Source organism: Bradyrhizobium hipponense (genome assembly GCF_008123965.1).
GTDB lineage: Bacteria > Pseudomonadota > Alphaproteobacteria > Rhizobiales > Xanthobacteraceae > Bradyrhizobium > Bradyrhizobium hipponense.
This window is the reverse complement of record NZ_VSTH01000158.1, coordinates 1-24571: the sequence shown is the minus strand read 5'-3', so window position 1 is coordinate 24571 and position 24571 is coordinate 1. Positions and strand designations below refer to the sequence as shown.

Here is a 24571-nt window from a genome sequence, read left to right as displayed (position 1 = left end):
AGCGGGGGCCGGCGCAGGGGCAGCCGGCGTTTGCGGATTGGCCGTGGCTTGCTGCGGTACCTGCTGGTCGGGCTGGGTCTCGTTCTTCTTGGCCTTCTTCGCCTTGCCCTGGCCGGTGTTGTCATAGACCCCGGGGATCGACACCGTGCCGCGATCGGGATCGATGCGGATGGTGCGCCCGCCATATTCGAAGGTGTATTGTGCCTGAGCAGCCGTGCTCGCCAACAGGAATGCGGCCGTGGCCAACAGCTTCCTCATTTCCGTCTCCTGAACAGATGGTCCCGCACCGACGCTTACGCCCCGGTCCGATCGCGAAAAGTGATCTGGATCACTTTCATCCGTATAAGTCGTCTTCCCGTGGGTTCGGGTTCAATAGGGATCGGGTTCAATACGCCCGGAAACGGTCCACAGTTTGGCCGCCGTCGAGATTGAGGTACGAACCCCGGCCTAGTCGAACCAGGCCGCATAGATTTTCTTATAGCTGCCATCCTCCATCGCGATGTGCAGCCACTGGTCGACGAAGGCCTTCAGCGCCATGTCGCGCTGCAGCCAATAGGCTTTCTCGGAGAAGTCGAACGGCTTGTCTGGATGTACCGCGCAGAGCACGCCGGCATGTTGCTTCTGCTGGTAGCGGGTCTCGGAGGCGTCCGTCATCATCAGGTCGGCATTGCCCTTGGCGATCTCATCGAAGATCACGGTATTGTCCGGGAAGACGGTGATCTCCGCGTCCTTGACGTTGGCGCGCGCGAAGCGCTCGTTGGTGCCGCCGGGATTGACGATCACCCGGGTGCCCTTCTTGTCGATGTCGGGAAGCGTCTGGTACTTGCCGACATCGGCGCAGCGCGTGATCGGGGTCTTGCCCTCGCGCACGATCGGCGTGGAGAAGAAGCCCTTCTTCTGCCGGTCGAGCGTCACCGATACGCCGCCCATCGCGATGTCGAACTGGTCGGATTCAAAATCCTTCATCAGCTTCGGCCAGGCCGTCGGCACGAACTCGACCTTGACGCCGAGCGCCTTGCCCAGCGCCTCCGCCATGTCGACGTCGAAGCCGCTGAACTGCTGCGTGGCCTTGTCGAGATAGGTGAAGGGCTTGTAGTCACCCGTCATGCCGACGCGCAACGTGCCGCGCTTGACGATCTCGTCGAGGCGCGAGGGCGCCGCTTGCTGCGCATGTGCCGGGAAGTTCGCCAGCAACGCCACGGCCAAAGCCGCCAGAATTCGAACGAGCATGTCTTTTCCATCTCCGCGTGAGCTGTCATTATGCAGCTCTTGAGGTTGGATTTAGACCAGATGCCAGTCGCTGGCGAGATGGAATTGAAGGGAATCCCGAGGTGACGATCTCGATGTACGAGGCCTCGGTCGGCCTCTTCGTACCGTATTTGCGCAACCTGTCCGGACTGCTCGACAAGGGCGTGGCCCATGCCGAGGCTCGCAAATTCGATTCCGCCATCCTGCTGGGCATGCGGCTGTCGCCGAACATGTACGATCTGGCGCAACAGGTCGGCGAGGCCTGCCGTCACGCCGTGGTGGCTCCGGCCTTGCTGGCGCAGCGCGAGCCGGTGGCGCTGCCGGCGCTGGAGCACGACATGGCCGGACTTCAGGCGCGCATCGCGACATCGATCGAATTCATCGAGAGCCTGCCGCGCGCCGCCATCGACGCCGCGGCAGAGCGGGATGTCACCTTCAGGCTGAAGAACGGCACCGAGCTGCCCTTCACCGGGCGCTCTCTGCTGCTGACCTTCAGCATCCCGCAATTCTTCTTTCACGTGACGACCGCCTACGACCTGCTGCGTCACGCCGGCGTCGAGCTAGTGAAGAAGGATTTTTTAGGCCGGAAGTAGAAGCTGGGTATCCTCTCCCCAGCGGGCCAATCGCATATGGGAAGCGGATTCCCTGCGGCCTATCCTTCGAGACGCCCGCTTTGGCGGGCTCCTCAGGATGAGGGCGGAGTGCGCGGCAGCAGTTTTCAATGGGCCCGATGCCAATTAGCCTCATCCTGAGGAGACCGCTGAGCGGTCGTCTCGAAGGACGAGGCGCTTGCTCAGGCCGCTCCAAGTATCATATGTGATAGCCCTGCCCAGCGGGGAGAGGTGTGCCGACGCGCGGCAATCCACTGAACGTGCTGAGCGCTACGCTTCACCCTTGCGCTCGAATTCGGCGAGCGAGCTGCGGCCGGCAATTTCGCTGCGCAGCTCCTCGAAGCGGCGATGCGCATCGTCTTCGTGCTCGTCGACGAAATGCACCGCGGCTTCGCTCGTCATCGGACCGCTGATGACGGGCGTGGACTGTTCGCCGATGGTCTCGTGCACGTAGTACTGGCCGTCATCGCCACGATGGACCGTCCATTTGAGACGGATCGCCACCATCGGCCCGGGGCCGACTTTGCTGTAACCGTCGGCATCGGCCGGCTCCGGCACCAGCGGCTGTTCCTCGACTTCGGGATGCTCGTCTGCGATCGCATGCTCATCGACCGCGGCCATCTCGGTTTCCGTCTCGGTCACGGTTTCCCGGACGACGAGGACGGGTTCGGGGTGCTCCAGGATGCTGGCGATGGTCGCCAGCGCGTGGTCGGTCGGGTCGATTTCTGACAAGGTCCATCCTCCAGCTCGAGGCGACCGGCAAATCTGTCCCACTGCCGGCGCGGCAGACCTATTACGCGGGTTTGATTAAGGCTGAGTTGGGGCTCGATCTGCACCAAAATGGGACGCATTCTGGCGTTCCGAAGGCGTACGGCTTCTCCGCTCGCCTTGGGAGCCCGCCTTGGGATTTTCTCAGCTAAGCACGTCCTGATTGATGATGTTCTGCCGGATCGGATCGCCGTCCAGCACACTCAGGATGTTGCGCGCGGTCTGCTCGCTCATACGGCTCACCGCCTCGACGGTGACGCCGGCGACGTGCGGGGCCATGATGACGTTCGGCAGCGCGAACAGCGCGTTGCTGACCGGCGGCGGCTCCACTTCGAACACGTCGATGCCGGCGCCGGCGAGCTTGCCCGAAACCAGTGCTTCGTACAGCGCCGTCTCGTTGACGATGCCGCCGCGCGCGGTGTTGATGAGATAGGATTTCGGCTTCATCAAGCCGATCCGTGCGGTGTTGAACAGGCCGACCGTCTCCGGCGTCTTCGGGCAATGGATGGTGACGAAGTCGGCTTGAGGCAGGGCGGCGTCCAGATCGGCGACGGGCTCGCAACCGGCGGTCTCGATCTCGGCGGCTCCCTTGTAGGGGTCGTAGACCTGCACGTTCATTTCCATCGCCAGGCAGCGCTTGGCGGTGCGGGTGCCGATACGGCCGAAGCCGATGACCAGCACCCTCTTGCCGTACAGATCGAATGGCAGCATGCCGAGCCGGTCGGCCCATTTGCCGTCCTTGACGCAGGCATGCATCTCCTGCGCGCGCTTGGCCAGCGTCAGCATCATGAACAGCGCCGCTTCCGCGACCGAGGGCGAGTTCGCGCTGCCGGCGACCATTAGCGGCACCTTGCGACGGGAGAGGGCGGGCACGTCGACAGCGTCGTAGCCGACGCCGATCCGTGTCACCACCTTCATGTCCCCGGACGCCTCGAGCTCGGTCTGGCCGAAGGCGGTGGCACCGAGCGCCACGCCATGGACCGGCGCGTGGCTCTTCAGCAAGGCCTCGAAGTCTTTCGCCGAGATCAGGTTCGGAAATTCGACGAGCTCGATATCGTCCCGCTGGGTGAGGAGGGCGCGTGCCCCTTGCGACAAAGTTTGTGTAACGAAAATTTTCTTCTTGTTGGTCGCCATCGCTCCCTGCCTGCTCGCGTTTCTTCCGTAGCCGTCACAGCACGGCGCCGGTCGCTTCGTTTAGCAGGTGCATGTTGTTGAGGTCCACCGCCAAACGCATCGGAGCGCCGTCCTTGGCGCCGGCATTGGGGTCGACACGGCCGCAGACCGGCGTGCCTTCGAGCCCGAAATAGACCAGCGTCTCCATCCCCATCGGCTCGGTGACGTCAAGCACGGTGTCGAAAGTCTCGACGCCGGGCTCCAGATGCGCATGCGACTCCGTGAGATGTTCGGGACGAATGCCAAGCAGAAGCTTTTCAGTTCGGGGCAGCACGTTGTAGCGGGCGGCGCGGGCCGGCGGCAGCGGGAAGGAGATGCGGTCGGTCAGGCGGATGTTGAGCTTGCCGCCGGCATCCTCCAGCCGGCACGGGATGAAGTTCATGGCGGGCGAACCGATGAAGCCCGCGACGAAGCGCGTCGCCGGCTTGTGGTAGAGCTCGTTCGGCGTCCCGATCTGCTCGATGCGCCCTTTGTTCATCACCACGACGCGATCGGCGAGCGTCATCGCCTCGACCTGGTCGTGGGTGACGTAAACCGTGGTGGTGCGGACCTTCTGGTGCACTTTCTTGATCTCGATCCGCATCTGCACGCGCAGCTTGGCATCGAGATTGGACAGCGGCTCGTCGAACAGGAAGACTTTCGGATTGCGCACGATGGCGCGTCCCATGGCGACGCGCTGACGCTGGCCGCCGGAAAGCTGCTTCGGCTTGCGGTCGATCAGGTCGGTGATGTCCAGAAGCCGTGCGGCTTCCGTCACCCGGGCCTTGATCTCGGCCTTGGGGTAGTGCTTGAGCCGAAGTCCGAACGACATGTTCTCCGCGACCGTCATGTGCGGATAGAGCGCGTAGTTCTGGAACACCATCGCGATGTCGCGGTCCTTCGGTGGGACGTCGTTGACGACGTCGCCGCCGATCATGATGTCGCCGTCGGTGATGTCTTCCAGCCCCGCGATCATCCGCAGCGTCGTCGACTTGCCGCACCCGGACGGACCTACCAGCACGATGAACTCGTGGTCGGAGATGTCGAGATCGATGCCGCGCACCGCCTCGACGTCATCGTAACGCTTGACCACTTTTCGCAAAGCAACGTCGGCCATAAATTTCAACCCTTTGTCGCGCCGGCGGTCAGGCCGGCAATGTAGTAGTCCATGAGGAAGGCGTAGATGATCAGCGGCGGGGCGGCACCGAGCAGCGCACCGGTCATGATCTGCCCCCAGTTGAACACGTCGCCCTTGATCAGCGTGGTGGTGATGCCGACTGGCAGCACGAACTGGTCTACGGACGTGGTGAACACCAGGGGATAGAGGAATTGCGCCCAGGATACCGTGAAGGCGAAGATCGTCGCCGCAATCAGGCCGGGTAGCGCGACCGGGATGAAGATCCGCATCAGGGTCTGGAGCCAGGAAGCACCGTCGATGATCGCGGCCTCATCGAGCTCCTTCGGGATCGAGGCGAAATAGCCGATCATGATCCAGGTGCAGAAGGGCACTGTCAGCGTCGGATAGATGAGCAGCAGCACGTACCATCTGTTGAGCAGGGCGATCCCGGTGAAATCCTGGATGACTGCGAGCATCTTGAACAGGGGAATGAACAGCAGGCTGTCCGGAATGAGATAGGTGAGGAAGACTCCGGTCGCGAGCGTCGCCGAGCCCCAGAACTTCATCCGCGCCAGTGCGAAGGCCGCGGGGATGCTGATCAGCATGGTGACGATCACGACCACAATCGAGACGATCGCGGAATTCCAGAAGAAGCGCAGGAATTGGTTTGAGGTGAGAAGCTCGAAGTAGTTAGACAAGGTGGGATGGAACACCCACCACGGGTTGGTAGCGGCCGAGATCTCCGCGCTGCTCTTGAGCGAGGTGATCAGCATGTAGATGGGCGGTATGAGCGAGAAGGCCGCAAACAGCACCAGGAAGAAATAGGACCATCGCAGCGCCCAGGTGCGGTCGCGGCTCATGCTGCCGTATTTGACCTTGCGGCTCGGGCCGCCCTTGTCGATTGCAAGCATGCTCATCAGGATTCGTTCCCGCGTTTGGAGACATCGCGCAGGATGAAGATCGCTGCGACGGCGAGGATCGGCACCATGAAGAGCGAGACGCAGGCGCCGAGCGGAATGTCGCTGCTCTGGATTCCGACCTGGAACGCCCAGGTTGCGAACAGATGCGTCGAATCCAGCGGGCCGCCGGAGGTCAGGATGCGCACGATGTCGAAATTGGCGAACGTCACGATCAGCGAGAACAAGGTGGTGATGGCGATGATGTTGCGCATCATCGGCAGCGTGATGAACCAGATCCGCTGCCACCAGTTGGCGCCGTCAATGGCTGCCGCCTCGTAGAGCTGGTCGGGAACCGACTTCAGCGCCGCCAGATACATGATCATGAAGAACGGCGCGCCGTACCAGACATTGACGAGAATGACGGAGAAACGCGCCCAGGACGCATCGCCGAGCCAGGGGATGGGCCCGATGCCGAAGAACGAGAGCGTGTAGTTGAAGGCGCTGTAGGACGGATCGAACAGCCAAAGCCAGGCGAGCGTGCTCATCGCAGGCGGAATCACCCAGGGCACCAGGAGCATGCCGCGCCATTTGCGCTGGCCCTTGGCCGGGATGTTATGCACGAAATGCGCGACGATGAAGCCGATCAACGCCTTGAAGATGACGGCAGTGATGGCGAAGAGGCAGGACTGCTTCACCACCATCCAGAACGTCTCGCGCTTGAACAGGAAGGTGAAGTTGCCGAAGCCCACGAACTTCTGCATCGACTTGTTCAGGGTGGCGAGGTGGACAGAGTAGAGCGCGGGATAAAGCACGAGTGCCGCGATCAGGAGGATCAGCGGCAGCGTCAGGAAGAACGCCACGGTCGATTTGCGCCCGAGTTTATTGTGCAGACTGGCCCGCTTGCGCGGGCTCGCAGCACGGGCGAGGCGACCTTGCTCAACGACGGCATCGGCCATTACGTTAGCCTTTTTCGAAGGATGTGGAACGGCGAAGCCGGCACAACGGTCGGCTTCAGTTGGGACCGGATAGAGCGGCGCCCCGGCGGCTCACGCGCGATTGCGTGAACCGCCATGGCACACACCGGCATCAACTCCGCATGAAGCCTTCGCACTCGCCTTCGGCCCAGGCGAGCGCGGTTTCCATCTTCTCGCCCTGCGCGTGACGCAAGGCCAGCTTGGTCAGCGTCGCCTGGAAGTAGATCTGCTGCGCGATCTTGGGGGGCGCGGGCGATGCGGCGATCGACAGCGTCTGTTGCTTATGCGGGTCCGGATAGTGGTAGAGCGTGCCCTTCGGTGGCCCTTCCTCGGCCCAGGTCTTCAGCTTCGTCATGTTCGCATAGGCCGGAAGATCGTAACCGCCGCTCACCGCGACGAATTTCTCGATCGACGACGGCTGCGACAGATGGGTGAGCAGGCTCTTGGCCGCTTCCTTGTTCTTGCCGAAGCTCCAGACACCCCAGAAATACGGCAGGTAGGGCGCGAAACGTCCTTTCGGGCCGGAAGGGAAGCCATGCGTCCAGCATTGCTCGGCCACCTGCGGCGCGTCGCGCTTGGCGACGGCCCAGGCGCTCGGCGGATTCATGATGAGCGCGCCCTTGCCGGAGATCAGCCATTTGTTGTTGGAGGCGTCGTCCCAGGACGGCGCGTCGGGCGGCAGGAACGAGATCAGCTTCTTGTAGTATTCCAGCGCCTGTCGCACCGCATCTGTTTTCACGGTGATATCGCCCTTGGCATTGACGAGCTCGGCCCCGAAAGACTGGAAGATTGCCCCGGCCGTGTCGACGCTGTCGGTGGTCTCGCCCAAGCCGATGCCGAACGGAAAGCCACCCTTCTGGCAGGCTTCCGCCGCCTTCAGAAATGTCTCCATGGTCCAGTTGTCGGCTTTCGGCGGGCTGCCGGCCGGATACATCTCCTGAACGTCGATGTTGGCGTATTTCTTCATCAGATCGATGCGGGTGCAGGGCCCCTTGATCTGACTACCAGGCGTCGCGGGTACAGCGAGCCATTTGCCGCCGGACTGGCCGAGATATTTGACTGTGCCGTTGACCTCGCCGTTCTGCTTGATCAGCGGCTCCATGACATCGTTGAGCGGCTCGAGCTGATCGGCATAGGCCTGCGGCCACCATGACGGCATCTGGAGAATGTCGTGACCGGAATTGGCCTGGGCCTCGGCTGCTGCGGTCAACTCGATCTTCTTGTTGTTGCTGGTGATGTAGTCGATCGAGACCTCGACCTTCTCCTTCGCCGCCCATTCGTTGACGAGGTCGGTGGAGGCTTTGTTGGCGCCGGGCACCCAGTGGTCCCAGAAGCCGATCGAGAGTTTGCCCGCGGCGTAAGCGCGTCGGACATAGGGCGCCGTGATCAGCGCCGCAGAGGACATTGCAGTGGTAGCGACAAATTGACGTCGCGTCAGTGTCTTGCGTGACATCTCGTTTCCTCGCTTGGATGTTTTATTGTTCTGGCGTTTCCTGAACTTTCCGAGTTTTACTTTTTTGATTTTCTTGTTGGAAGTTTCTTGTTTGATGCCGTCGCCGCGGCGGCAAAATCGCGCGCGCCGCGGCAAATTGGTAGCGCGATCAGATCATGATTGATCGGCTCTGTCGAGGAAGCCGAACTGCTCGCAGTCTAGAACTAATGTCGGTCCGGCACGTGCTGCGCTGCTCGATGGCGCGCGTGCGAGGTGAACCACCGCGGCTCATTTTGCGACGCACACTTTGCGCGATGCCGCTTGGGACGTTGCATGCGCAATTACGCCGCAGTTTCGAATAAGCCTGCATAACCGCTTCGCGCAAAAGACTTTTCGGGCGTGGATAGCGATTGGCGGCGCCTAGACCTCGAAGCTGCGAAAACGATAGAGTTGAACCCGGCGGGTGGTTCTCACCCCAACAGGCCGATCGGATTGACGATGGAGACGAGAATGATCAACCCGGCACCGCCAGCGCGGCATTACCTGCGACGATGGTGCGCGCTGGGGTCCGTGCTCACGTTGCTGCTCGGCGCAGCCGCGGTTGCGCACGCGCAAGGCCTGGTCAAAGGCGTTCAGGACGGAGCGGCGGCCGGTAACAAGGCGGCCGGTCCGGTCGGCGGCGTGCTGGGCGGTGCAATCGGCGGCGTGGTCGGCGTCTTTACCGGCGTCCTCGGAGTCGGCAACAACAGCCAAGCGCCGGCCGCCAAAGATGGGGCCAAGGACGGTACGAAGGATGGAACCAAGGACGCCAAGCAGCAGGGAGCCGCAAAGGACAAGGATGCCAAGAGCGCCAAGTCCGGCAAGGGCGCTAAGGGAACCAAGGAAGCCAAGAACGCGCCCCAGGACAAGGACGTTACTGTCCTGACCCAAAGCGGCGCGCCGCAGCTCACGGCCGAACAGATCGTCGCCAACAGCGATTCCTACATCGAGCGGATCAAGGCCGAACTGAACCTCACGCCCGATCAGGAGAAGCATTGGTATGGTTTCTCGAGCGCCATGCACTATCTCGGGCATAATGGCGCCGAGCGGCTCAACCTGCGGGTCGCGCGCGCCAAGCGGGATCCGCCGGACGACATCGTCGAGCAGATGCGCAATGAGGCGCAATTCCTGATCGATCGCGCCGCCGACCAGCGCAACGTCGCCGACGCGGCCGAGCCGCTCTATTCGAGCCTCGACGACAAGCAGAAGCAGGTCTTCATCCAGGAGATGGTGCGCCTGAGCCACGAGCGCGGATTGGATTGATCAACTTGAAGCGGATCGAGCGCATCCGGATTAACGCCGCGTGCCACGAATTCGTGAATGCTCCCACAGGCTCGGTTATGATTAGCTTCATACAATGGCTGCGGGGTTGAGATGGCAAGCGGACTCTCCGTTTTCCTGGTTGAAGACGAAGCGCTGATCCGGATGATGATGGCTGACATGGTGGAGGAGCTTGGCCACCACGTCGTCGCCGAAGCGCATAACATTCAGGACGCCAGCGCCTATGCGATGACCGCGCAGTACGACCTCGCGATCCTCGACATCAATCTCATGGGTGTCTATGTCGATCCCGTTGCCGACCTGATCGAACGCCGCGGCAAGCCGTTCCTGTTCGCGACGGGCTACGGTCCGGAACTGCTGCCGTCCTTGCTCCGGCGCAGGCCGATCCTGCGCAAGCCGATCTCCCTCGACCAGCTCAAGGCGATGATCGATTCGATGTTTCCCAAGACGCCTAACGCTGTTCCAAGCTGATCGAGGCCCAAACGAATTGGCCGCCCCGAAGGCGGCCATTGATGTCAGGGACCTGTGTTGTCGCCTCACATCAGGCCGGCGCCGAGGTCGATGCCGTGCGCCATCAGGCCGAAAGAGGCGGCCAGGCCTGCGCAGCAGATCAGCAAGATGGTCTTGAACGAAGAATCGCCAGGATGCGTTTCAGGACGCGTTTCGACAGCGATTGCGGCAAGTGTAATCATGCTCATGTTCATTCCCCCCTTTTGTTGACCTGAATTGCATCAGGTGGGGAACTCTTAGAGCAAAAAGTTTTATACGGGCTTGATGGGGATCGTTAACGCAATCGCAATCGGATGCGTGTTCTCGCGAACAGAGGCGGGTCCGCAAGTCTTAGTTGCGGCCGAGCTTCAGAACGTTGGCGATGGTGTGGGCGGTCATGGCAGCGCGGTCCGAAGCGCGCTGGGCGGCGAGCCGGTCCCGCGCCTTTTCCTCGATCAACAGCTCGATCAGCGCACGTCGCTTGTTCTCGTCATCCGCCTCGATCAGCAGGCGGTGATAGCGATGGTAGTCGAACCCAATATCCTGCTTACGCATGTCACGCCCCGTACACACCGCCACAGACGGGCGGGATTGTTTCCTATCGGAAACAAACCGGCAAGTGCGATCCTGCGTGGAACCGCGCGGACTATGCAATCACCTGTGTATATCGGGCCGTGAGACGGAGCCGACCAAGCGTGCACCGGCTCAATCGGCGTTGTGGCTGGCAAACATCCTGAGCCCGACGAAGCTGGCATCGGGCTTGACGACAAGCCGGGTGGGAATGTTGCGCAGATAGTCCTGAAACCGTCCCTTGGCCTCGAAGCGCGCCCGGAATGCGGACGCGGCAAGGAATTCCGGGAAACGCGGCACGATCCCGCCGGCGACGTAGACACCGCCGCGGGCACCGAAGGTTACGGCGAGATTGCCCGCGACGGAGCCGAGGATGGCGCAGAACATCTCCAGCGTCGCGCGGCTGAGCTCGCAGCTGCCGTCGAGGGCTGCCTTGGTGATGGCGGCTGCATCGCGCTGCAGCGCCCGGTTGCCGTCGACTTCCGCCATGGCCTCGTAGAGATTTTGCATGCCGGAGCCGGAGAGCGCGCCGCGCTCAATGGAGACATGGCCGAGGCGCCGGCGCAGGCACGCGATCACGCGTTCCTCGCGCTCGTTCTCCGCCGGCAGGGTGGCGTGGCCGGCCTCGGTGACGACGGCGAGCCGGGCGCCATGGCGTTCGACCAGGCAGGAGACACCGAAGCCGGTTCCCGGTCCGACTACTAGCAGGGGTTCTCCCGCCATGCCGGACTGGCCACCGAGCGGGATCAGGTCGGCGGGCTGCAAGGCGGGCAGGGACCAGGCTACCACTTCGAAATCGTTGAGCACGTGCACGCTGTCCAAGCCGAGCGCCGGCTGGAGCTCTTTGCCATCGATGACCCACGGGCTGTTGGTCATGACGCAGCGGTTGTTGGTCACGGGACCTGCGACGGCCAGCACGGCCCTTTTCGGCTGCTCGCCGCCCGATCGGCGAAGGACATCGATGATGGCTTCCCGGACTGTCGGGAAATCGGCGACCTTGACATAGTCGATCGGTCCGATCCGCTCGCCGTTGCTTGGCTTGCCCTTGCCAGATCCGCCTCGGTCCGTTCCGTCTTGGCTCGGTTCGTCCTGGCTCAGCGCAAAGCGCGCGTTGGTGCCGCCGATATCGGCGAGAAGAATTTTTCCTGTTCTGCCGATATCCATGACGTCAACGCTCCCACCGCCTTGCAGCTGCGGGAGCCCATTCCTCCGCTCCTTCGCCCGATCCGCGTGTCGCGGCCGGATTGAGAATCCGCCCTTGGATGCCTCTAGTCAACTTAAGTCAACTCGGACGAAGCCAAACCGTTGCATTCCGGAAAACGGGCAAACCTGCCATTCAGGTAGATCGCCGCACGCGTCGGTGGTTGCGAAGCGGCGCGGGAAGATCGACATTGGCAAGAGCGCTTGGTCGTGCCAGGCGGACGGAATGGAGCTGCGATGAAGATTTCCGAAGCCGACGTGCTGCTGGTGATCGACGTGCAGAACGACTTCTGCACCGGCGGAGCGCTCGCCGTTCCCGGCGGCGAGAAGGTCGTCCCCGCCATCAACCGCATCGCCCAAAAATTCACCAATGTGGTGCTGACGCAGGATTGGCATCCGCACGACCACGTCTCCTTTGCGTCGAACCATCCGGGCCGGGAGCCATTCCAGACCCTCGAGCTCGACTATGGCACCCAGGTGCTCTGGCCAGCACACTGCGTACAAGGCACGGCCGGTGCCGAATTCCACCGGAATCTGGACGTCGTGCGGGCAAACCTCGTGGTGCGCAAGGGATTTCGCCGCGGCATCGATTCCTATTCGGCGCTGTTCGAGAACGACCAGAAGACGCCGACCGGCCTGCTCGGATATTTGCGCGAACGCGAGCTGCGGACGGTCTTCGTCGCCGGCCTCGCGCTCGATTTCTGTGTGCGCTTTTCGGCGGAGGACGCCCGCAACGCGGGATTCGAGGTTGCCGTCATCGAAGACGCCTGCCGCGGCATCGACCTCGACGGCTCCGTGGCTGCGACCCATCAGAGCTTCAGGGAGCGCGGCATTTCCATCGTTGGGCTTGAGGCATTCCTGTGAAGATCGCGAGGTAGTTGTGGCGGAAAAGACCGGCAAACGGCCAAGCGGACCCGAGCATGTCCCGGAAGTCCCCTTGCTGTGGCCGTTTGCGGCGGCGCGTCTGGCCATGGACGCCTGTTTCTGGTGGCTGGAGCGGGAACCGGCGAGGAAAGACGACAGCCGCCTGCCTTGGACAACGCCCAATACCGTTGCGCTCGAGCTTGCAACCATGCGCCTGCGCGATTGCACCAGGGCCCGGTCCGGTCAGCCGGCCCTGGTCTGCGCGCCCTATGCGCTGCATCGTGCCTTGATCGCCGACTTCGCGCCCGGCCACAGCGTGGTGCAGTCCCTGCGAAATGGCGGTATCGAGCGGGTCTATCTCACGGACTGGCGCTCGGCATCGCCGGACATGCGTCATCTCTCGATCGACAGCTATCTCGGCGATCTCAACGTCGCCATCGACGAGATCGGTGCCCCGGTCGATCTGGTCGGACTGTGTCAGGGGGGCTGGTTGTCGCTGCTCTATGCGGCTCGTTTTCCGGCGAAGGTGCGACGGCTGGTCCTGGTTGGCGCCCCGGTTGATCTTGCGATCGACTCGTCGCTGTCGCGGCTTGCTCGCAACGCGCCCGAAATGGTCTACGATCAGCTCGTCGCGCGCGGTGGCGGCAATGTCAGCGGCGAGGAGATGCTGCGGTTCTGGTCCAGGGCGCCGAGCCGCGACGACATCGCAGCGGCGTTGCAGATAGACCTCGCGGATGAGGAGGCCGCGGCGCTGCTCGCGCGTTTCGATCGCTGGAACACGGAAACGCTCGACCTGCCGGGCACCTACTATCTCCAGATCGTCAACTGGATTTTCCGGGAGAACCGGATTGCCACCGGCGATTTCACAGCCCTCGGCCGCGCGATTGATCTGAAAGACGTCAAGGCCCCGGTCTTCCTGCTGGCGGGGCTCGACGACGAGGTCGTGCCGGCCGCGCAGGCGCTCGCCACCGCCGAGCTGCTCGGTACGCCGCCAGCGTTCGTTGCGGCGGCCTCCGAGCCCGGCAATCATCTCGGTCTGTTCATGGGCGCGCGCACGCATGCGCATGCCTGGCCCCGGATCGCCGAGTGGCTGCGTGACGATCTGCCCGGCGTGCTGGCGCGCAGCGCCTGACACCGCCACGGGTGGGACAGGCGAAGTTGCAATTCCGTTATGCATGACGGCGAATGGCCTGCACGAGGCGACGTCGATGGGCTAAATATAGCCTGACCCGACGGCGGCCGGATCATCTCCGCCGTTCGCGAAGAGATCAAGGGTACTGCGCTCGATGAGTTTTCACTCGATTTACGCCCACGGATTTGCGCGCGTCGCGGCCTGCGTCACCACCTCCCATGTGGCCGATCCCACGGCCAATGCCAAGGCGGTTCTGGCCGCGGCGAATGCGTGCCATGAGCAGTCGGTGGCGGTGGCCGTGTTTCCCGAGCTGTGCCTGTCCGGCTATGCGATCGAAGACCTCGTGAAGCAGGATCCGCTGCTCGATGCGGTCGAGCGGGGGCTGGCTGCGATCGTCGAGGCCTCGTCGGCGCTGATGACCGTTCTCATCGTCGGCGCGCCGCTGCGCTTTGGAGCGCGTATCTACAATTGCGCCGTCGTCATTCACCGCGGCACCGTTTTGGGCGTGGTGCCGAAGACGTACCTGCCGACCTATCGCGAGTTCTATGAGGGACGGCATTTCGCCTCGGGCGCCGGGATCGTCGGGGAAGCGATAGCGTTCGGCGAGCTGCGCGCACCGTTCGGTGTCGACCTGCTGTTTGCGGCGGAGGACGTTCCGGGCCTGACCATCGGCGTCGAGATCTGCGAGGACATGTGGATCCCGGTGACGCCGGCATCGGAGCTGGCGCTCGCGGGCGCGAGCGTGCTGATCAATCTCTCCGGCAGCCCGATCACGATCGGCCGGGCGCGCTCGCGCGCACTGCTGTGTCAATCGACCTCGGCGCGCTGCCTTGCGGCTTACGTTTATTCTGCCGCCGGAGCAGGGGAGTCGACCACTGATCTGGCCTGGGACGGCCAGACCTCGATCTATGAAAACGGCGTGCTTCTGGCCGAGGGCGAGCGGTTCCGGCAGGGCGGGCAGATCACCCTCGCCGACGTCGATCTCGACCTGCTGCGGCAGGAGCGCGCGCTGATGGGGACGTTCGATGACAACCGCCGCCAGCGCGAGGGCTTCTTCCGTAAAGTCGCCTTCGCCGTGAAGCCGCCGGCCGCCGATATCGGCTTCCAACGCAAGGTCGAACGTTTTCCGTTCGTGCCGAGCGAGGAGAGCCTGCTCGAACAGGATTGCTACGAGGCCTACAACATCCAGGTCGCCGGCCTGGTGCAGCGCCTGCGCGCCACCGGCACCAAGCGTGTCGTCATCGGCGTATCGGGTGGGCTCGATTCCACCCACGCCCTGATCGTCGCCGCCAAGGCGGTCGACCTGCTCGGCCTGCCGCGCGAAAACATCCTCGCCTACACCATGCCGGGCTTTGCCACTGGCGGCGAGAGCAAGACGAATGCGTTTGCGCTGATGAAGTCGCTGCAGACGACCTGGCAGGAACTCGATATCCGCACCACGGCCACGCAGATGCTGAAGGATATCGGCCATCCCTTCGGCAAGGGCGAGATGGTCTACGACATTACGTTCGAGAACGTGCAGGCGGGACTGCGCACGGATTACCTGTTCCGGCTTGCCAACCATCGTGGTGGCATCGTCATCGGCACCGGCGACCTCTCCGAGCTCGCGCTCGGCTGGTGCACCTATGGCGTCGGCGACCAGATGGCGCACTACAATGTCAACGCGGGCGTACCGAAAACGCTGATCCAGCATCTGATCCGCTGGGTGATCGCGTCGAAGCAGTTCAGCGACGATGTGAACCGAACCCTTTCGGCGATCCTGTCGGCCGAAATCTCGCCCGAGCTGGTTCCGGTCAAGCCCGGCGAGAAACCACAAAGCACCGAAGCCTCGGTCGGGCCATACGAGCTCCAGGATTTCAACCTGTTCTACACACTGCGGTTCGGCATGCGGCCCTCCAAGATCGCCTTCATGGCGCTCCAGGCGTGGAAGGATATTGCCAAGGGCGAGTGGCCGCCGGCTTTCCCGAACGACCGGCGCAAGGCCTATGATCTCCCCGAGATCCGCCGCTGGCTGGAGGTGTTCCTGCGCCGCTTCTTCGCCTTCAGCCAATTCAAGCGATCGGCCATGCCCAACGGCCCGAAGGTTTCGGCCGGTGGCTCGTTGTCGCCGCGTGGCGACTGGCGCGCGCCGTCCGATTCGAGCGCAGCGGCGTGGCTCGAGGATCTGGAACGGAACGTGCCGGTCTGAGCGGGAGATGAGCCATGTCGGCCGGCGATGAGCCCGAGCAGAGCGGCGACCAGAGCAAGGTCCTCAACGGCCTCTACATCTTTGAGATTGAGATGCGCGACGGCAAGCGCGGCCAGGCCAAAGGTGTCGTCGTGCTCTGCGATGGCCGCATCATGGGCGGCGACAGTTATTTCTACTACACCGGCAGCTACACCTTGCGGAACGGCAAGTGGCGCGGCGACATGATCGTCAATCAGCACACCGAGGCCGTCGGCAAGACACTCGCGTTCGGCGGCAGGGAAGTGACTGCGGCTTCTCGGGCGACTACTCCGCCGACGCCGCCGAGGTTGAAGGCATGGCGCTGGTCGGCAAGACCAGCGTGACATTCACGGCACGGCTCACGCTGAAGGATGCGATGTGAGCACGACCTGATCCGGCACGCCGATGAGGCGCACGGCCGCCGATCTCCTCAGGAACCTTCGCACGCAAACCACGTTCGCGTTTGTTGTAGAATCATGAGGAGAGGAATATGCGCAAGCACTTGATGCTGTCGACTGCTGCCGTCGGGCTGATGCTCGCATCGGGTTTGGCCTACGCTCAGGCGCCCGGCGAGCGGAAAGACGAACCGAGACGGACGGAGGAACCGGCGAAAGGCGCCGCGCAGCAACACGATCGTGGATCGGCTCAAGAACGCGGTCCGGAACGCGCGCAAGGCCGCCAGGAAAGAATGCAGGGGACCGCCGGACGCGAGGACAAGGGCGGCGCCAATCGCCAGGCTAACGAAGAGAAGAACCGGCCCGCGGCGGCTTCCGAGCGCAATCAACCCAACGCGAAAGACGCGAAAGAGCAGGCGCAAGAATCCCGTGAGCCGGCGCGAGGTCGCAACCGTGGGGCGGAGAGCGCAAAGCAAGGTCGCGAGAGTGGCAAGAGCAGCGCAGAGACCAAGAGCAGCGCCGAGACCAAGCAGGATAAGTCCGCGCCGCAGAAATCAACGGCCGAGTCCGAGAAATCAAAGGCGGGAACGGCCGGCCAGCAGAATGATCGAGCCGGCACGGCGGCAAACCAGAACGAGCGCAACCAGAACCAGCCGCCACGCAATGCAGCCGAACAACAGCCGCCTGCGCAACAGGGCAACCGTCCGGCAACGGCAACCGACACGAGCCGGACACCTCCGAGCACCAATGCACAGACCGCGCCGGCTCAAACCGGCACGCAGACCAATCAAGCCAATCAAACGACCCAGAGCAACGCGCAGGTCGATCAGCAGACCCGCGTCACTTCCGAGAAGCAGGTGCGGATCTCCGAAACGCTGAGCCGAGAACGCCTGGCGCAGCCAGAACGCGATCTGAATATCTCGATCCGGGTGGGCGAGACGATTCCTCCGCGCGTACGCCTTTATCGGCTGCCGCCCGAGATCGTTTCGATCGAGCCCGAATATCGGGACTACGAATATTTCGCTACGGATAACGATGTCGTCATTGTGGAGCCCCGGACCCACCGGATCGTGAGCCAGGTGCCGCGCGATCCTTCGCGAGCCCGCGCGCACATGGGTGGCGGTGCCACCTCAAGCATGGCGGCGGCCGGCGGCAGCAATGTGAACTGCCGGATCATGCGGCGCGATGCCTCAGGCAACGTCGCGGAAGCGGAACCGTCGACGGTTGGCTCGAGCGCCCGCACGGATTCGTTGAGCGTGACTGTTCAATTGCCCGGCGGCGGCTCGTCCGCGCCGATCGCGCTCGGGGCTGCAGCCGGCGATATCGTGGTCGCCACGCAAGGGCAGGACGATTGCACCGTCACGATCGAACCGCAGACGCGGTGAGCGCCCGCGCCAACAAGACGGCACACGAAAACGCGCCGCCAGGCTGAACAGCCGGGCGGCGCGATATCGCGTTCGATGTCAAAAGTTCGAGGTCCGGAGTGCCTAGGAGTCCGGACCTCTCACCTTGCCTCAGCCTTCAATCCCCGCCCCATGCGGTCCCCCAACCACATGTCGCGCGATCAGAGGGTGATGCCCTTGGAAGTGGCCGCCGATCGATGTCCCGCGATGTACGCGACATCGCAATAGGATTCCATTCCGGATCACTACGGAGACACGCGCACGCTGCGCACTGCAAATATGCGCGTTACGATCAAGACGTGATCGTCCTGCCCGAAATCGATGCAGACGATCGGCAGGATGTCCACATCCTTCAGCGTTGCAGAACCTGCATTTCACCGGCCTGTCATTGAACTGGTTTAGCGCTGCTCTCGTCATCGCTGACGGCCAAGGAGAGCAAGCTATGTCGAAGCCGGTACTGGGCGCCGCATTGTCCATCAGATCGATCCCCGCTCACCGCGACTGGCTCCTGGAACGGCAGCGCGATCTCGAAATCCAGGACTTCTTTCGCGCCGACCTGCTTGACGGCGACTGGCGCAGCGCAGCCGGCGACATCAAGCAGATGCTCGCAGGCCACACCGGCCGGCTCGGCATTCACGGGCCGTTCTGGGGTTTCAAGATCGACAGCCACGACGCGATGATCCGCCAGGCAGTGACAAAACGCCTGCTCCAGGGGTTAGATGCCGCCGAATTCCTCGGCGCGACGCAGATGGTGATCCATTCGCCTTTCACCACCTGGGATCGCAACAATCTCGACCTCTACCCCGAAAATCGCACCAATCTGATCGAGCGCGTGCGCGCGACGCTCGCCGAGGTGATCGCTCGCGCCGAGACGATCGGCTGCGAAATCGTCCTCGAGAATATCGAGGACAAGGATCCGCGCGACCGCGTGCATCTGGCCAAGGCGCTAGAGAGCACCAGGGTGCGCGTCTCGCTCGATACGGGACATGCCAATTATGCGCATGTGTCCACCGGCGCGCCGCCCGTCGACTATTACGTCGATGCCGCCGGCAACATGCTGACGCATGTCCATCTCCAGGACTCCGACGGCTTTGCCGACCGGCACTGGGCGCCGGGCGAGGGCAACATCCACTGGACCGCCGTCTTCCGCGCGCTCGGCCGGCTGACCTCCAATCCGCGGCTGATCCTCGAACTGCGCAATCACGACGACGTCCGCGCCGGCGCCGCGCATCTCGCCGCGCTCGGCCTCGCTGACTAACCGGCATCACAGAGGGCAGGGGTTAACGTCATGAGCAAGCTCACCCGTCGCACCATCCTGAAGTCCGGCACTGCAGCCACCGGCGCGCTGTTCCTACCGCGGTTTGCGATCGCGCAAGGCGACAATCGTCCGTTGGTGACGATTGCGGTGCAGAAGGTCACGAATTCGAACGTGCTCGATGTGCTGCGCGAGCAGTCCAATGTCGGCGAGCGCGTGTTCTTCTCCTCGATCTGGGAAGGGCTGATCTCCAAGAACTGGCGCGGCAGCCTCGAAGCCGTGCCGGGGCTCGCCACCGAATGGCGCCGCATCGACGACGAGACCGTCGAGGTGAAGCTGCGCCAGGGCGTCAAATTCCACAATGGCGACGAGCTGACGGCGGAGGACGTCGTCTTCACCTTCAGCCGCGAGCGCATGTTCGGCGAGACCGAGGCCAAGAGCCGCTCCACCATCCAGGCTTTTGAAAAGATCCCGACGCCTCGGCCGGGCAAGGAGCTGCCGCCGGACGTTCCTGCGGTGGCGCGCCGGATCTGGCCGGACCTCGTGCGCGTCGATGCCGTCGACAAGTACACTGTACGCTTCTACAACGCCACGCCCGACGTCACGATCGAGGGCCGGCTGTCGCGTTACGGCTCCGACATCGCGAACCGCCGGGCCTGGGCCGAATCCACCAGCTATCTCGACTGGGCGCGCAAGCCGATCACCACCGGCCCCTACAAGGTCGTCGAGCTCAAGCCCGACGTCTCGCTGACGCTGGAAGCGCATGACGAATATTGGGGCGGCCGGCCGCCGCTCAAGCGAATCCGCTTCCTCGAGGTGCCCGAGGTCGCAAGCCGCATCAACGGCCTGCTGTCGGGCGAGTACCAGTTCGCCTGCGATATCCCGCCGGACCAGATCGCCGGCATCGAGAAGAACGCCGCGTTCGAAGTGCAGGGCGGCACCATTCTCAACCACCGCCTGACCGTGTTCGACAAGAACCACGCCCAGCTCGCCAATCCGCTGGTGCGGCGCGCCTTCACCCACGCGATCGACCGGCAGGCGATCGTCGACAGCCTGTGGGCCGGTCGCACCCGCGTGCCGAAGGGCCTGCAGTGGGAATTTTACGGCGACATGTTCAACGCCGACTGGAGCGTGCCGGCCTATGATCCAAAACTCGCGCAGGATCTGTTGAAGCAGGCCAACTACAAGGGCGATCCGATCCCCTATCGCCTGCTCAACAACTACTACACCAACCAGGTCGCAACCGCGCAGGTCCTGGTCGAGATGTGGAAGTCGGTTGGCCTCAACGTCCAGATCGAGACCAAGGAGAACTGGTCCCAGATCATGGAACGCGCGCCGACCCGGGCAGTGCGCGACTGGTCGAACTCGGCGGCCTTCAACGATCCCGTCTCCTCGCTGGTTGCCCAGCACGGGCCGAATGGCCAGCAGCAGCAGATCGGCGAATGGACCAATGCCGAGCTGAACACGCTCTCCGAATTCCTGGAAACCTCGATCGACCGCGCGGCGCGCAAGAAGGCGTTCCGCCGCATGCTGGAGATCGCCGAGCGCGAGGACCCGGCCTTTACGGTGCTGCATCAGAACGCGACCTTCACAGCCAAACCGAAGTCGATCAAGTGGAAGGCGTCGCCGGCCTTCGCGATGGATTTCCGCGCCGGCAATTTCGAGGCGTAGGCTATGCCGCCACTGGTGAGCATCGAAGGCCTGAGCGTCGCCTTCAACGGCGTCCCGGTCCTGCGCGGCGTCGATCTGAAATTGCAGAAGGGCGAGGCCCTTGGCCTCGTCGGCGAGTCCGGGTCCGGCAAGTCGGTGACCTGGCTGGCTGCCCTGGGTCTGCTGCCGCGGCACGCGCAGGTGTCGGGTTCGGTGCGGCTCGACGGACGTGAAATCCTTGGCGCCGGCGAAGCCGAGCTCGACCGGGTGCGGGGCGGGCGCGTCGCCATGATCTTTCAGGATCCGGCGAGCGCGCTCAATCCGGTGCTGACCATCCGCAGGCAGCTTTGTGAAACCCTGGCGCTGCATCGCGGGCTTTCGGGCGCTGCGGTGAAGGCGGAAGCGCTGCGGCTGCTCGATCTCGTCGGCATTCCCGATGCGGCGCGGCGGCTGTCGGCCTATCCGCACGAATTCTCCGGCGGCCAGGTCCAGCGCATCATGATCGCGATGGCGCTGGCCGGAAATCCCGACCTGCTGATCGCGGATGAGCCGACCACGGCGCTCGACGCCACCATTCAGGCGCAGATCCTGGAGCTGCTCTCGTCGATCCGCCGCGAGATGGGCATGGCGATGGTCCTGATCAGCCACGATCTCGGCGTCGTTGCAGAGAACTGCGACCGTGTCGCGGTGATGTATGCCGGCCGCATCGTCGAGGAGGCACCTAGCAACCAGCTCTTTGCCGACCCCGTGCATCCCTACGCGCAAGGCCTGATCGGCGCGCTGCCGCCGCTTGACGGGCCGCGCCGCCGCCTCATCGCTATTCCCGGGACCGTGCCCGATCCCGCCAGTATGCCTGATGGCTGCGCCTTCGCGCCGCGCTGCGCCCTCGCGGCCGAGCCGTGCCGCCACGCTGCGCCGAGCCTGGCGCCGGTTGCCGACAACCGTGCCGTCGCCTGCATTCGCGCCGAGGCCTCGCGCCGGGCGCTGCTGGGGATGGCCGCCGAATGAGCGCGCCGCTCGTCGAAGTGGCCGCGATCTCGCGCAGCTACAGGATGCGTTCCGGAATGTTCGGGCGAAGCACCGCAGTTCACGCAGTCGATGGCGTGTCGCTGACGATTCCCAGGGGTGAAACGCTGGGTCTCGTCGGCGAGTCCGGTTCAGGCAAATCCACCACCGGGCGGATAGTGCTCGGGCTGGAGCCGCCGGATCGCGGCGAGGTGCGGTTTGACGGCAAGCCGATGGCGGCGCCCGCAACGGCGGCGTGGCGCGCACAGCGCGCGCGCATGCAGATGATCTTTCAGGACCCGCTGGGCGCGCTGGACCGGCGGTTGCCGGTGGCTGCGCAAATTCGCGAGCCGCTGGACATTCACGGTGTCGGCATGGCCGCCGAGCGCGAGGAACGCGTGCGCGAATTGCTGCGCGCGGTCGAGCTGACGCCGGCGCATGGCGCGCGTTATCCCGGCGCACTCTCCGGCGGCCAGCGTCAGCGCATCGTGCTGGCGCGGGCGCTGGCCACAAAGCCCGACTTCCTGGTCTGCGACGAGCCGGTCAGCGCGCTCGATGTCTCGATCCAGGCACAGGTGGTGAACCTGCTGGCCGATCTCCAGGCGCAGCTGTCGCTGACCTTGCTGTTCATCAGCCACGATCTGCGCGTCGTCAGGCAGATCAGCAATGTGGTCGCTGTGATGTATCTCGGCCGCATCGTCGAACTTGGCAGCGCCGATGATCTCTTTGCGCGGCCGGAGCACCCGTACACGCAGGCGCTGGTCTCGGCCTCGCCGGCGCCGGGCCGCCGCAGCGCAGGCCGCATCGTGCTGTCAGGCGATCCGCCGAACCCGGCTGCGCGCCCCCAGGGCTGCGCCTTTCATCCGCGCTGCCCACGCGCGGTTGCGCGTTGCGCGACCGAGACGCCAATTCTGTCTGCGGTCGGTGGAGATCGCCAGGTCGCGTGCCATCTCGTGACGGGCTCCAAACCTGCGACCAAGCCCGAGACCAAGGCCGCGACGCGGGACGCGGCGTGATGGGACGCTATTTCGCAATCCGCATCGGACGCGCGATGCTGACCATCGTCCTCGTCGTCACCTTCGCCTTCGTGGTGTTGCGCCTCTCCGGCGATCCCTCGCTGATGATTTTGGGACCGGAAGCGCCGCCGGAGGTCCTCGCGGCGTTCCGCAAGGCCTGGGGTCTCGATGATCCAATCTGGATGCAGTATCTTGATTACTTCGGCGCCATTGCCAAAGGCGAGCTCGGTCGCTCCATGCGCGACGGCCGGCCTGCAATTCAACTCGTGCTGGAGCGGATTCCGGCGACGCTGGCGCTGACGCTGCCGGCCTTCGCGTTCAAGGTGGCGCTCGGCATTCCCGCCGGCATCTACGCCGCGCTGCATCGGGGCTCGGCGATCGACCGCGCCGTGATGACAGCGGCCGTCGCGGGCTTCACCGTGCCGAGTTTTGTTCTCGCGCTGCTGCTTGTTCTCGTCTTCGCCGTGCAGCTGGGATGGCTGCCGTCGGGCGGGCAGGACAGCTGGCGTCATGCGATCCTGCCAATCGCGACGCTGAGCCTCGGCGGCGCCGCGGTGCTGGCGCGCTTCACCCGCAGCGCGATGCTGGAAGTGCTGGGCCAGCCCTATATCCGCACTGCCTCGGCCAAGGGCGTGCCGTGGCGCAAGGTGGTGACATCGCATGCGCTGCCGAACGCGGCGATCCCGACCGTCACCATTTTGGGCTTTATGGTCGGCACGCTGATTGCGGGCGCGGTCGTGGTCGAGAGCGTGTTTTCGTGGCCGGGAGTAGGGCGCCTGCTCGTTGTTGCCGTCGCCAACCGCGACCTCGCCGTCGTGCAATGCATCCTCTTGCTGGTCGCGCTGACCATGGTCACGTCCAATCTGATCGTCGACTTCCTCTACGGCTTCCTCGATCCGCGGCTGCGCATGAAGGGAGCGCATGCATGACGGACGCAGCACTCAAGGACACCGCCGTCCGCCGCCGCATCAGCCTTCCCGCGATTCCGGTCTCGGTCGCGCTTGCAGTGGGCTGGATCATCGCGATGCTGGTGATTGCCGCCCTCGCCGAGAAGATCGCGCCCTACGGCTATACGCAACTCGACCTGCGCAATCGCCTGGCCGCGCCCGGCAATGTGGTGCATTGGCTCGGCACGGACGAGCTCGGCCGCGACGTGCTGTCGCGGCTGCTCGTCTCGATCCGCATCTCGCTCCTGATCGCGTTCGGCGCGACGGCCATTTCGGCGATCGTCGGCACCACCCTCGGCTTCCTCGCCGCGCATTTCCGCGGGGCCCTCGAGCAGTTCGTGCTGATGCTGTCTGACTTCCAGGCCAGCATGCCGTTCCTGATCATGGCGCTCGCCGTGCTGGCCTTCTTCGGCAATTCGCTGCCGCTGCTGATCGGCCTGATGGGCTTTTTCGGCTGGGAGCGCTACGCCCGTATCGCCCGAGGGCTCGCCATCTCCGCCAATGCGCAAGGCTACGCGGCCGCGGTCCGCCAGCTCGGCGCGCGGCCGTCGCGGATCTATCTGCGCCATATCCTGCCCAACATCGCCTCGACCCTGATCGTCTCGACCACGTTGGTCTTCCCCGAGGTGATCCTGATGGAATCAGGCCTGTCCTTCCTCGGCCTCGGCGTGCAGCCGCCGATGACCAGCCTCGGCAATATGGTCGGATACGGCCGGGAATATCTGACCCGGGCGCCCTGGATCATGCTGGCGCCGGCGGCGACGATCGTGGTGACGACGCTGGCCGTCTCCGTGATCGGCGACTGGCTGCGCGATAGGCTCGATCCGACCTTGCAGTAGGGGCAAGGCGAAGCCCAAGCCCCGCTATCGTAGCCTGGATGGAGCGCACGCTCCATCCAGGCTTGTATGGGGATGTGGT

Annotated in this window: 24 protein-coding genes and 1 pseudogene; 14 read left to right on the top strand and 11 right to left on the bottom strand. The window is 64.0% G+C overall.

Translation table 11 applies throughout. The annotated features are described in order from the left end of the window. Both FXV83_RS36545 and FXV83_RS36540 read right to left on the bottom strand, forming a co-directional pair. Positions 1-258, bottom strand: a pseudogene (locus tag FXV83_RS36545) (DUF2147 domain-containing protein); the annotation flags it as partial. Between the two features lie 189 nt (positions 259-447). Beyond that, positions 448-1230 (bottom strand): transporter substrate-binding domain-containing protein, encoded by a 783-nt coding sequence (locus tag FXV83_RS36540; RefSeq protein ID WP_148744442.1) that lies wholly within the window; start codon positions 1228-1230, stop codon positions 448-450. 113 nt (positions 1231-1343) lie between these two features. On the opposite strand from FXV83_RS36540, the gene FXV83_RS36535 reads away from it, so the two are divergent. Further along, positions 1344-1841, top strand: coding sequence for a DUF1993 domain-containing protein (locus FXV83_RS36535; protein ID WP_148744446.1), 498 nt, complete (start codon positions 1344-1346; stop codon positions 1839-1841). A gap of 288 nt (positions 1842-2129) precedes the next feature. On the opposite strand, the gene FXV83_RS43260 is transcribed toward FXV83_RS36535, so the two are convergent. From FXV83_RS43260 to FXV83_RS36505, 6 genes are all read right to left on the bottom strand, one after another. Beyond that, entirely contained in the window at positions 2130-2591 is a 462-nt protein-coding gene (locus FXV83_RS43260) for a hypothetical protein (RefSeq protein ID WP_187436415.1), read from the bottom strand. A gap of 180 nt (positions 2592-2771) precedes the next feature. Next, complete coding sequence (locus FXV83_RS36525) at positions 2772-3761, bottom strand: hydroxyacid dehydrogenase (protein ID WP_148744440.1); 990 nt, start codon at positions 3759-3761, stop codon at positions 2772-2774. A gap of 34 nt (positions 3762-3795) precedes the next feature. After that, entirely contained in the window at positions 3796-4896 is a 1101-nt protein-coding gene (locus FXV83_RS36520; RefSeq protein ID WP_148744438.1) for an ABC transporter ATP-binding protein, read from the bottom strand. A gap of 5 nt (positions 4897-4901) precedes the next feature. Then, the gene (locus tag FXV83_RS36515; RefSeq protein WP_148744436.1) at positions 4902-5813 is read right to left on the bottom strand and encodes a carbohydrate ABC transporter permease; all 912 of its coding nucleotides are present in this window, start codon (positions 5811-5813) and stop codon (positions 4902-4904) included. Beyond that, complete coding sequence (locus FXV83_RS36510; RefSeq protein ID WP_148744434.1) at positions 5813-6751, bottom strand: carbohydrate ABC transporter permease; 939 nt, start codon at positions 6749-6751, stop codon at positions 5813-5815. The genes FXV83_RS36515 and FXV83_RS36510 overlap by 1 nt, the downstream gene beginning before the upstream one ends. A gap of 130 nt (positions 6752-6881) precedes the next feature. Next, entirely contained in the window at positions 6882-8222 is a 1341-nt protein-coding gene (locus FXV83_RS36505; protein WP_148744433.1) for an ABC transporter substrate-binding protein, read from the bottom strand. 489 nt (positions 8223-8711) lie between these two features. Between FXV83_RS36505 and FXV83_RS36500 the strand changes: the two genes are divergently transcribed. Continuing rightward, positions 8712-9503 carry a Spy/CpxP family protein refolding chaperone gene (locus tag FXV83_RS36500; RefSeq protein WP_187436414.1) on the top strand — a complete coding sequence of 264 codons (792 nt, stop codon included), beginning with the start codon at positions 8712-8714 and terminating at the stop codon, positions 9501-9503. 111 nt (positions 9504-9614) lie between these two features. Further along, positions 9615-9992 carry a response regulator gene (locus tag FXV83_RS36495; RefSeq protein ID WP_148744429.1) on the top strand — a complete coding sequence of 126 codons (378 nt, stop codon included), beginning with the start codon at positions 9615-9617 and terminating at the stop codon, positions 9990-9992. Positions 9993-10057: 65 nt separating this feature from the next. On the opposite strand, the gene FXV83_RS43255 is transcribed toward FXV83_RS36495, so the two are convergent. The 3 genes from FXV83_RS43255 to glk form a co-directional block, all read right to left on the bottom strand. Beyond that, a complete protein-coding gene (locus FXV83_RS43255) occupies positions 10058-10219 on the bottom strand; it encodes a hypothetical protein (RefSeq protein WP_187436413.1) in 162 nt (53 codons plus the stop codon). A gap of 142 nt (positions 10220-10361) precedes the next feature. Beyond that, complete coding sequence (locus tag FXV83_RS36490; protein ID WP_148744426.1) at positions 10362-10565, bottom strand: hypothetical protein; 204 nt, start codon at positions 10563-10565, stop codon at positions 10362-10364. 150 nt (positions 10566-10715) lie between these two features. Next, complete coding sequence (gene glk / locus FXV83_RS36485) at positions 10716-11744, bottom strand: glucokinase (protein ID WP_148744425.1); 1029 nt, start codon at positions 11742-11744, stop codon at positions 10716-10718. Positions 11745-12017: 273 nt separating this feature from the next. Between glk and pncA the strand changes: the two genes are divergently transcribed. The 11 genes from pncA (at position 12018) to FXV83_RS36430 (ending at position 24492) form a co-directional block, all read left to right on the top strand. Continuing rightward, positions 12018-12644, top strand: a complete 627-nt coding sequence (gene pncA, locus FXV83_RS36480; RefSeq protein WP_148744423.1) for a bifunctional nicotinamidase/pyrazinamidase — start codon at positions 12018-12020, stop codon at positions 12642-12644. Positions 12645-12660: 16 nt separating this feature from the next. After that, a complete protein-coding gene (locus FXV83_RS36475; protein ID WP_148744421.1) occupies positions 12661-13776 on the top strand; it encodes an alpha/beta fold hydrolase in 1116 nt (371 codons plus the stop codon). Between the two features lie 154 nt (positions 13777-13930). Continuing rightward, on the top strand, positions 13931-15964 hold the full coding sequence (locus FXV83_RS36470; protein ID WP_148744419.1) for an NAD(+) synthase: 2034 nt from the start codon (positions 13931-13933) through the stop codon (positions 15962-15964). 14 nt (positions 15965-15978) lie between these two features. Beyond that, on the top strand, positions 15979-16326 hold the full coding sequence (locus FXV83_RS36465) for a GrlR family regulatory protein (RefSeq protein WP_235940491.1): 348 nt from the start codon (positions 15979-15981) through the stop codon (positions 16324-16326). Between the two features lie 146 nt (positions 16327-16472). Next, positions 16473-17762 carry a DUF1236 domain-containing protein gene (locus FXV83_RS36460; protein ID WP_148744417.1) on the top strand — a complete coding sequence of 430 codons (1290 nt, stop codon included), beginning with the start codon at positions 16473-16475 and terminating at the stop codon, positions 17760-17762. Between the two features lie 460 nt (positions 17763-18222). Further along, a complete protein-coding gene (locus FXV83_RS36455; protein ID WP_148744415.1) occupies positions 18223-19038 on the top strand; it encodes a sugar phosphate isomerase/epimerase family protein in 816 nt (271 codons plus the stop codon). A gap of 30 nt (positions 19039-19068) precedes the next feature. Continuing rightward, positions 19069-20706, top strand: coding sequence for an ABC transporter substrate-binding protein (locus FXV83_RS36450; RefSeq protein ID WP_148744413.1), 1638 nt, complete (start codon positions 19069-19071; stop codon positions 20704-20706). A 3-nt stretch (positions 20707-20709) separates the two neighbouring features. Continuing rightward, positions 20710-21693: an ABC transporter ATP-binding protein gene (locus FXV83_RS36445; protein WP_148744411.1), complete on the top strand. Its 984-nt coding sequence runs from the start codon at positions 20710-20712 to the stop codon at positions 21691-21693. Then, on the top strand, positions 21690-22706 hold the full coding sequence (locus FXV83_RS36440) for an ABC transporter ATP-binding protein (protein ID WP_148744409.1): 1017 nt from the start codon (positions 21690-21692) through the stop codon (positions 22704-22706). Before FXV83_RS36445 ends, FXV83_RS36440 begins: the two co-directional genes overlap by 4 nt. Beyond that, positions 22706-23635 carry an ABC transporter permease gene (locus FXV83_RS36435; RefSeq protein WP_187436412.1) on the top strand — a complete coding sequence of 310 codons (930 nt, stop codon included), beginning with the start codon at positions 22706-22708 and terminating at the stop codon, positions 23633-23635. Before FXV83_RS36440 ends, FXV83_RS36435 begins: the two co-directional genes overlap by 1 nt. Continuing rightward, a complete protein-coding gene (locus tag FXV83_RS36430; RefSeq protein WP_148744406.1) occupies positions 23632-24492 on the top strand; it encodes an ABC transporter permease in 861 nt (286 codons plus the stop codon). Before FXV83_RS36435 ends, FXV83_RS36430 begins: the two co-directional genes overlap by 4 nt. Positions 24493-24571 lie beyond the last annotated feature (79 nt).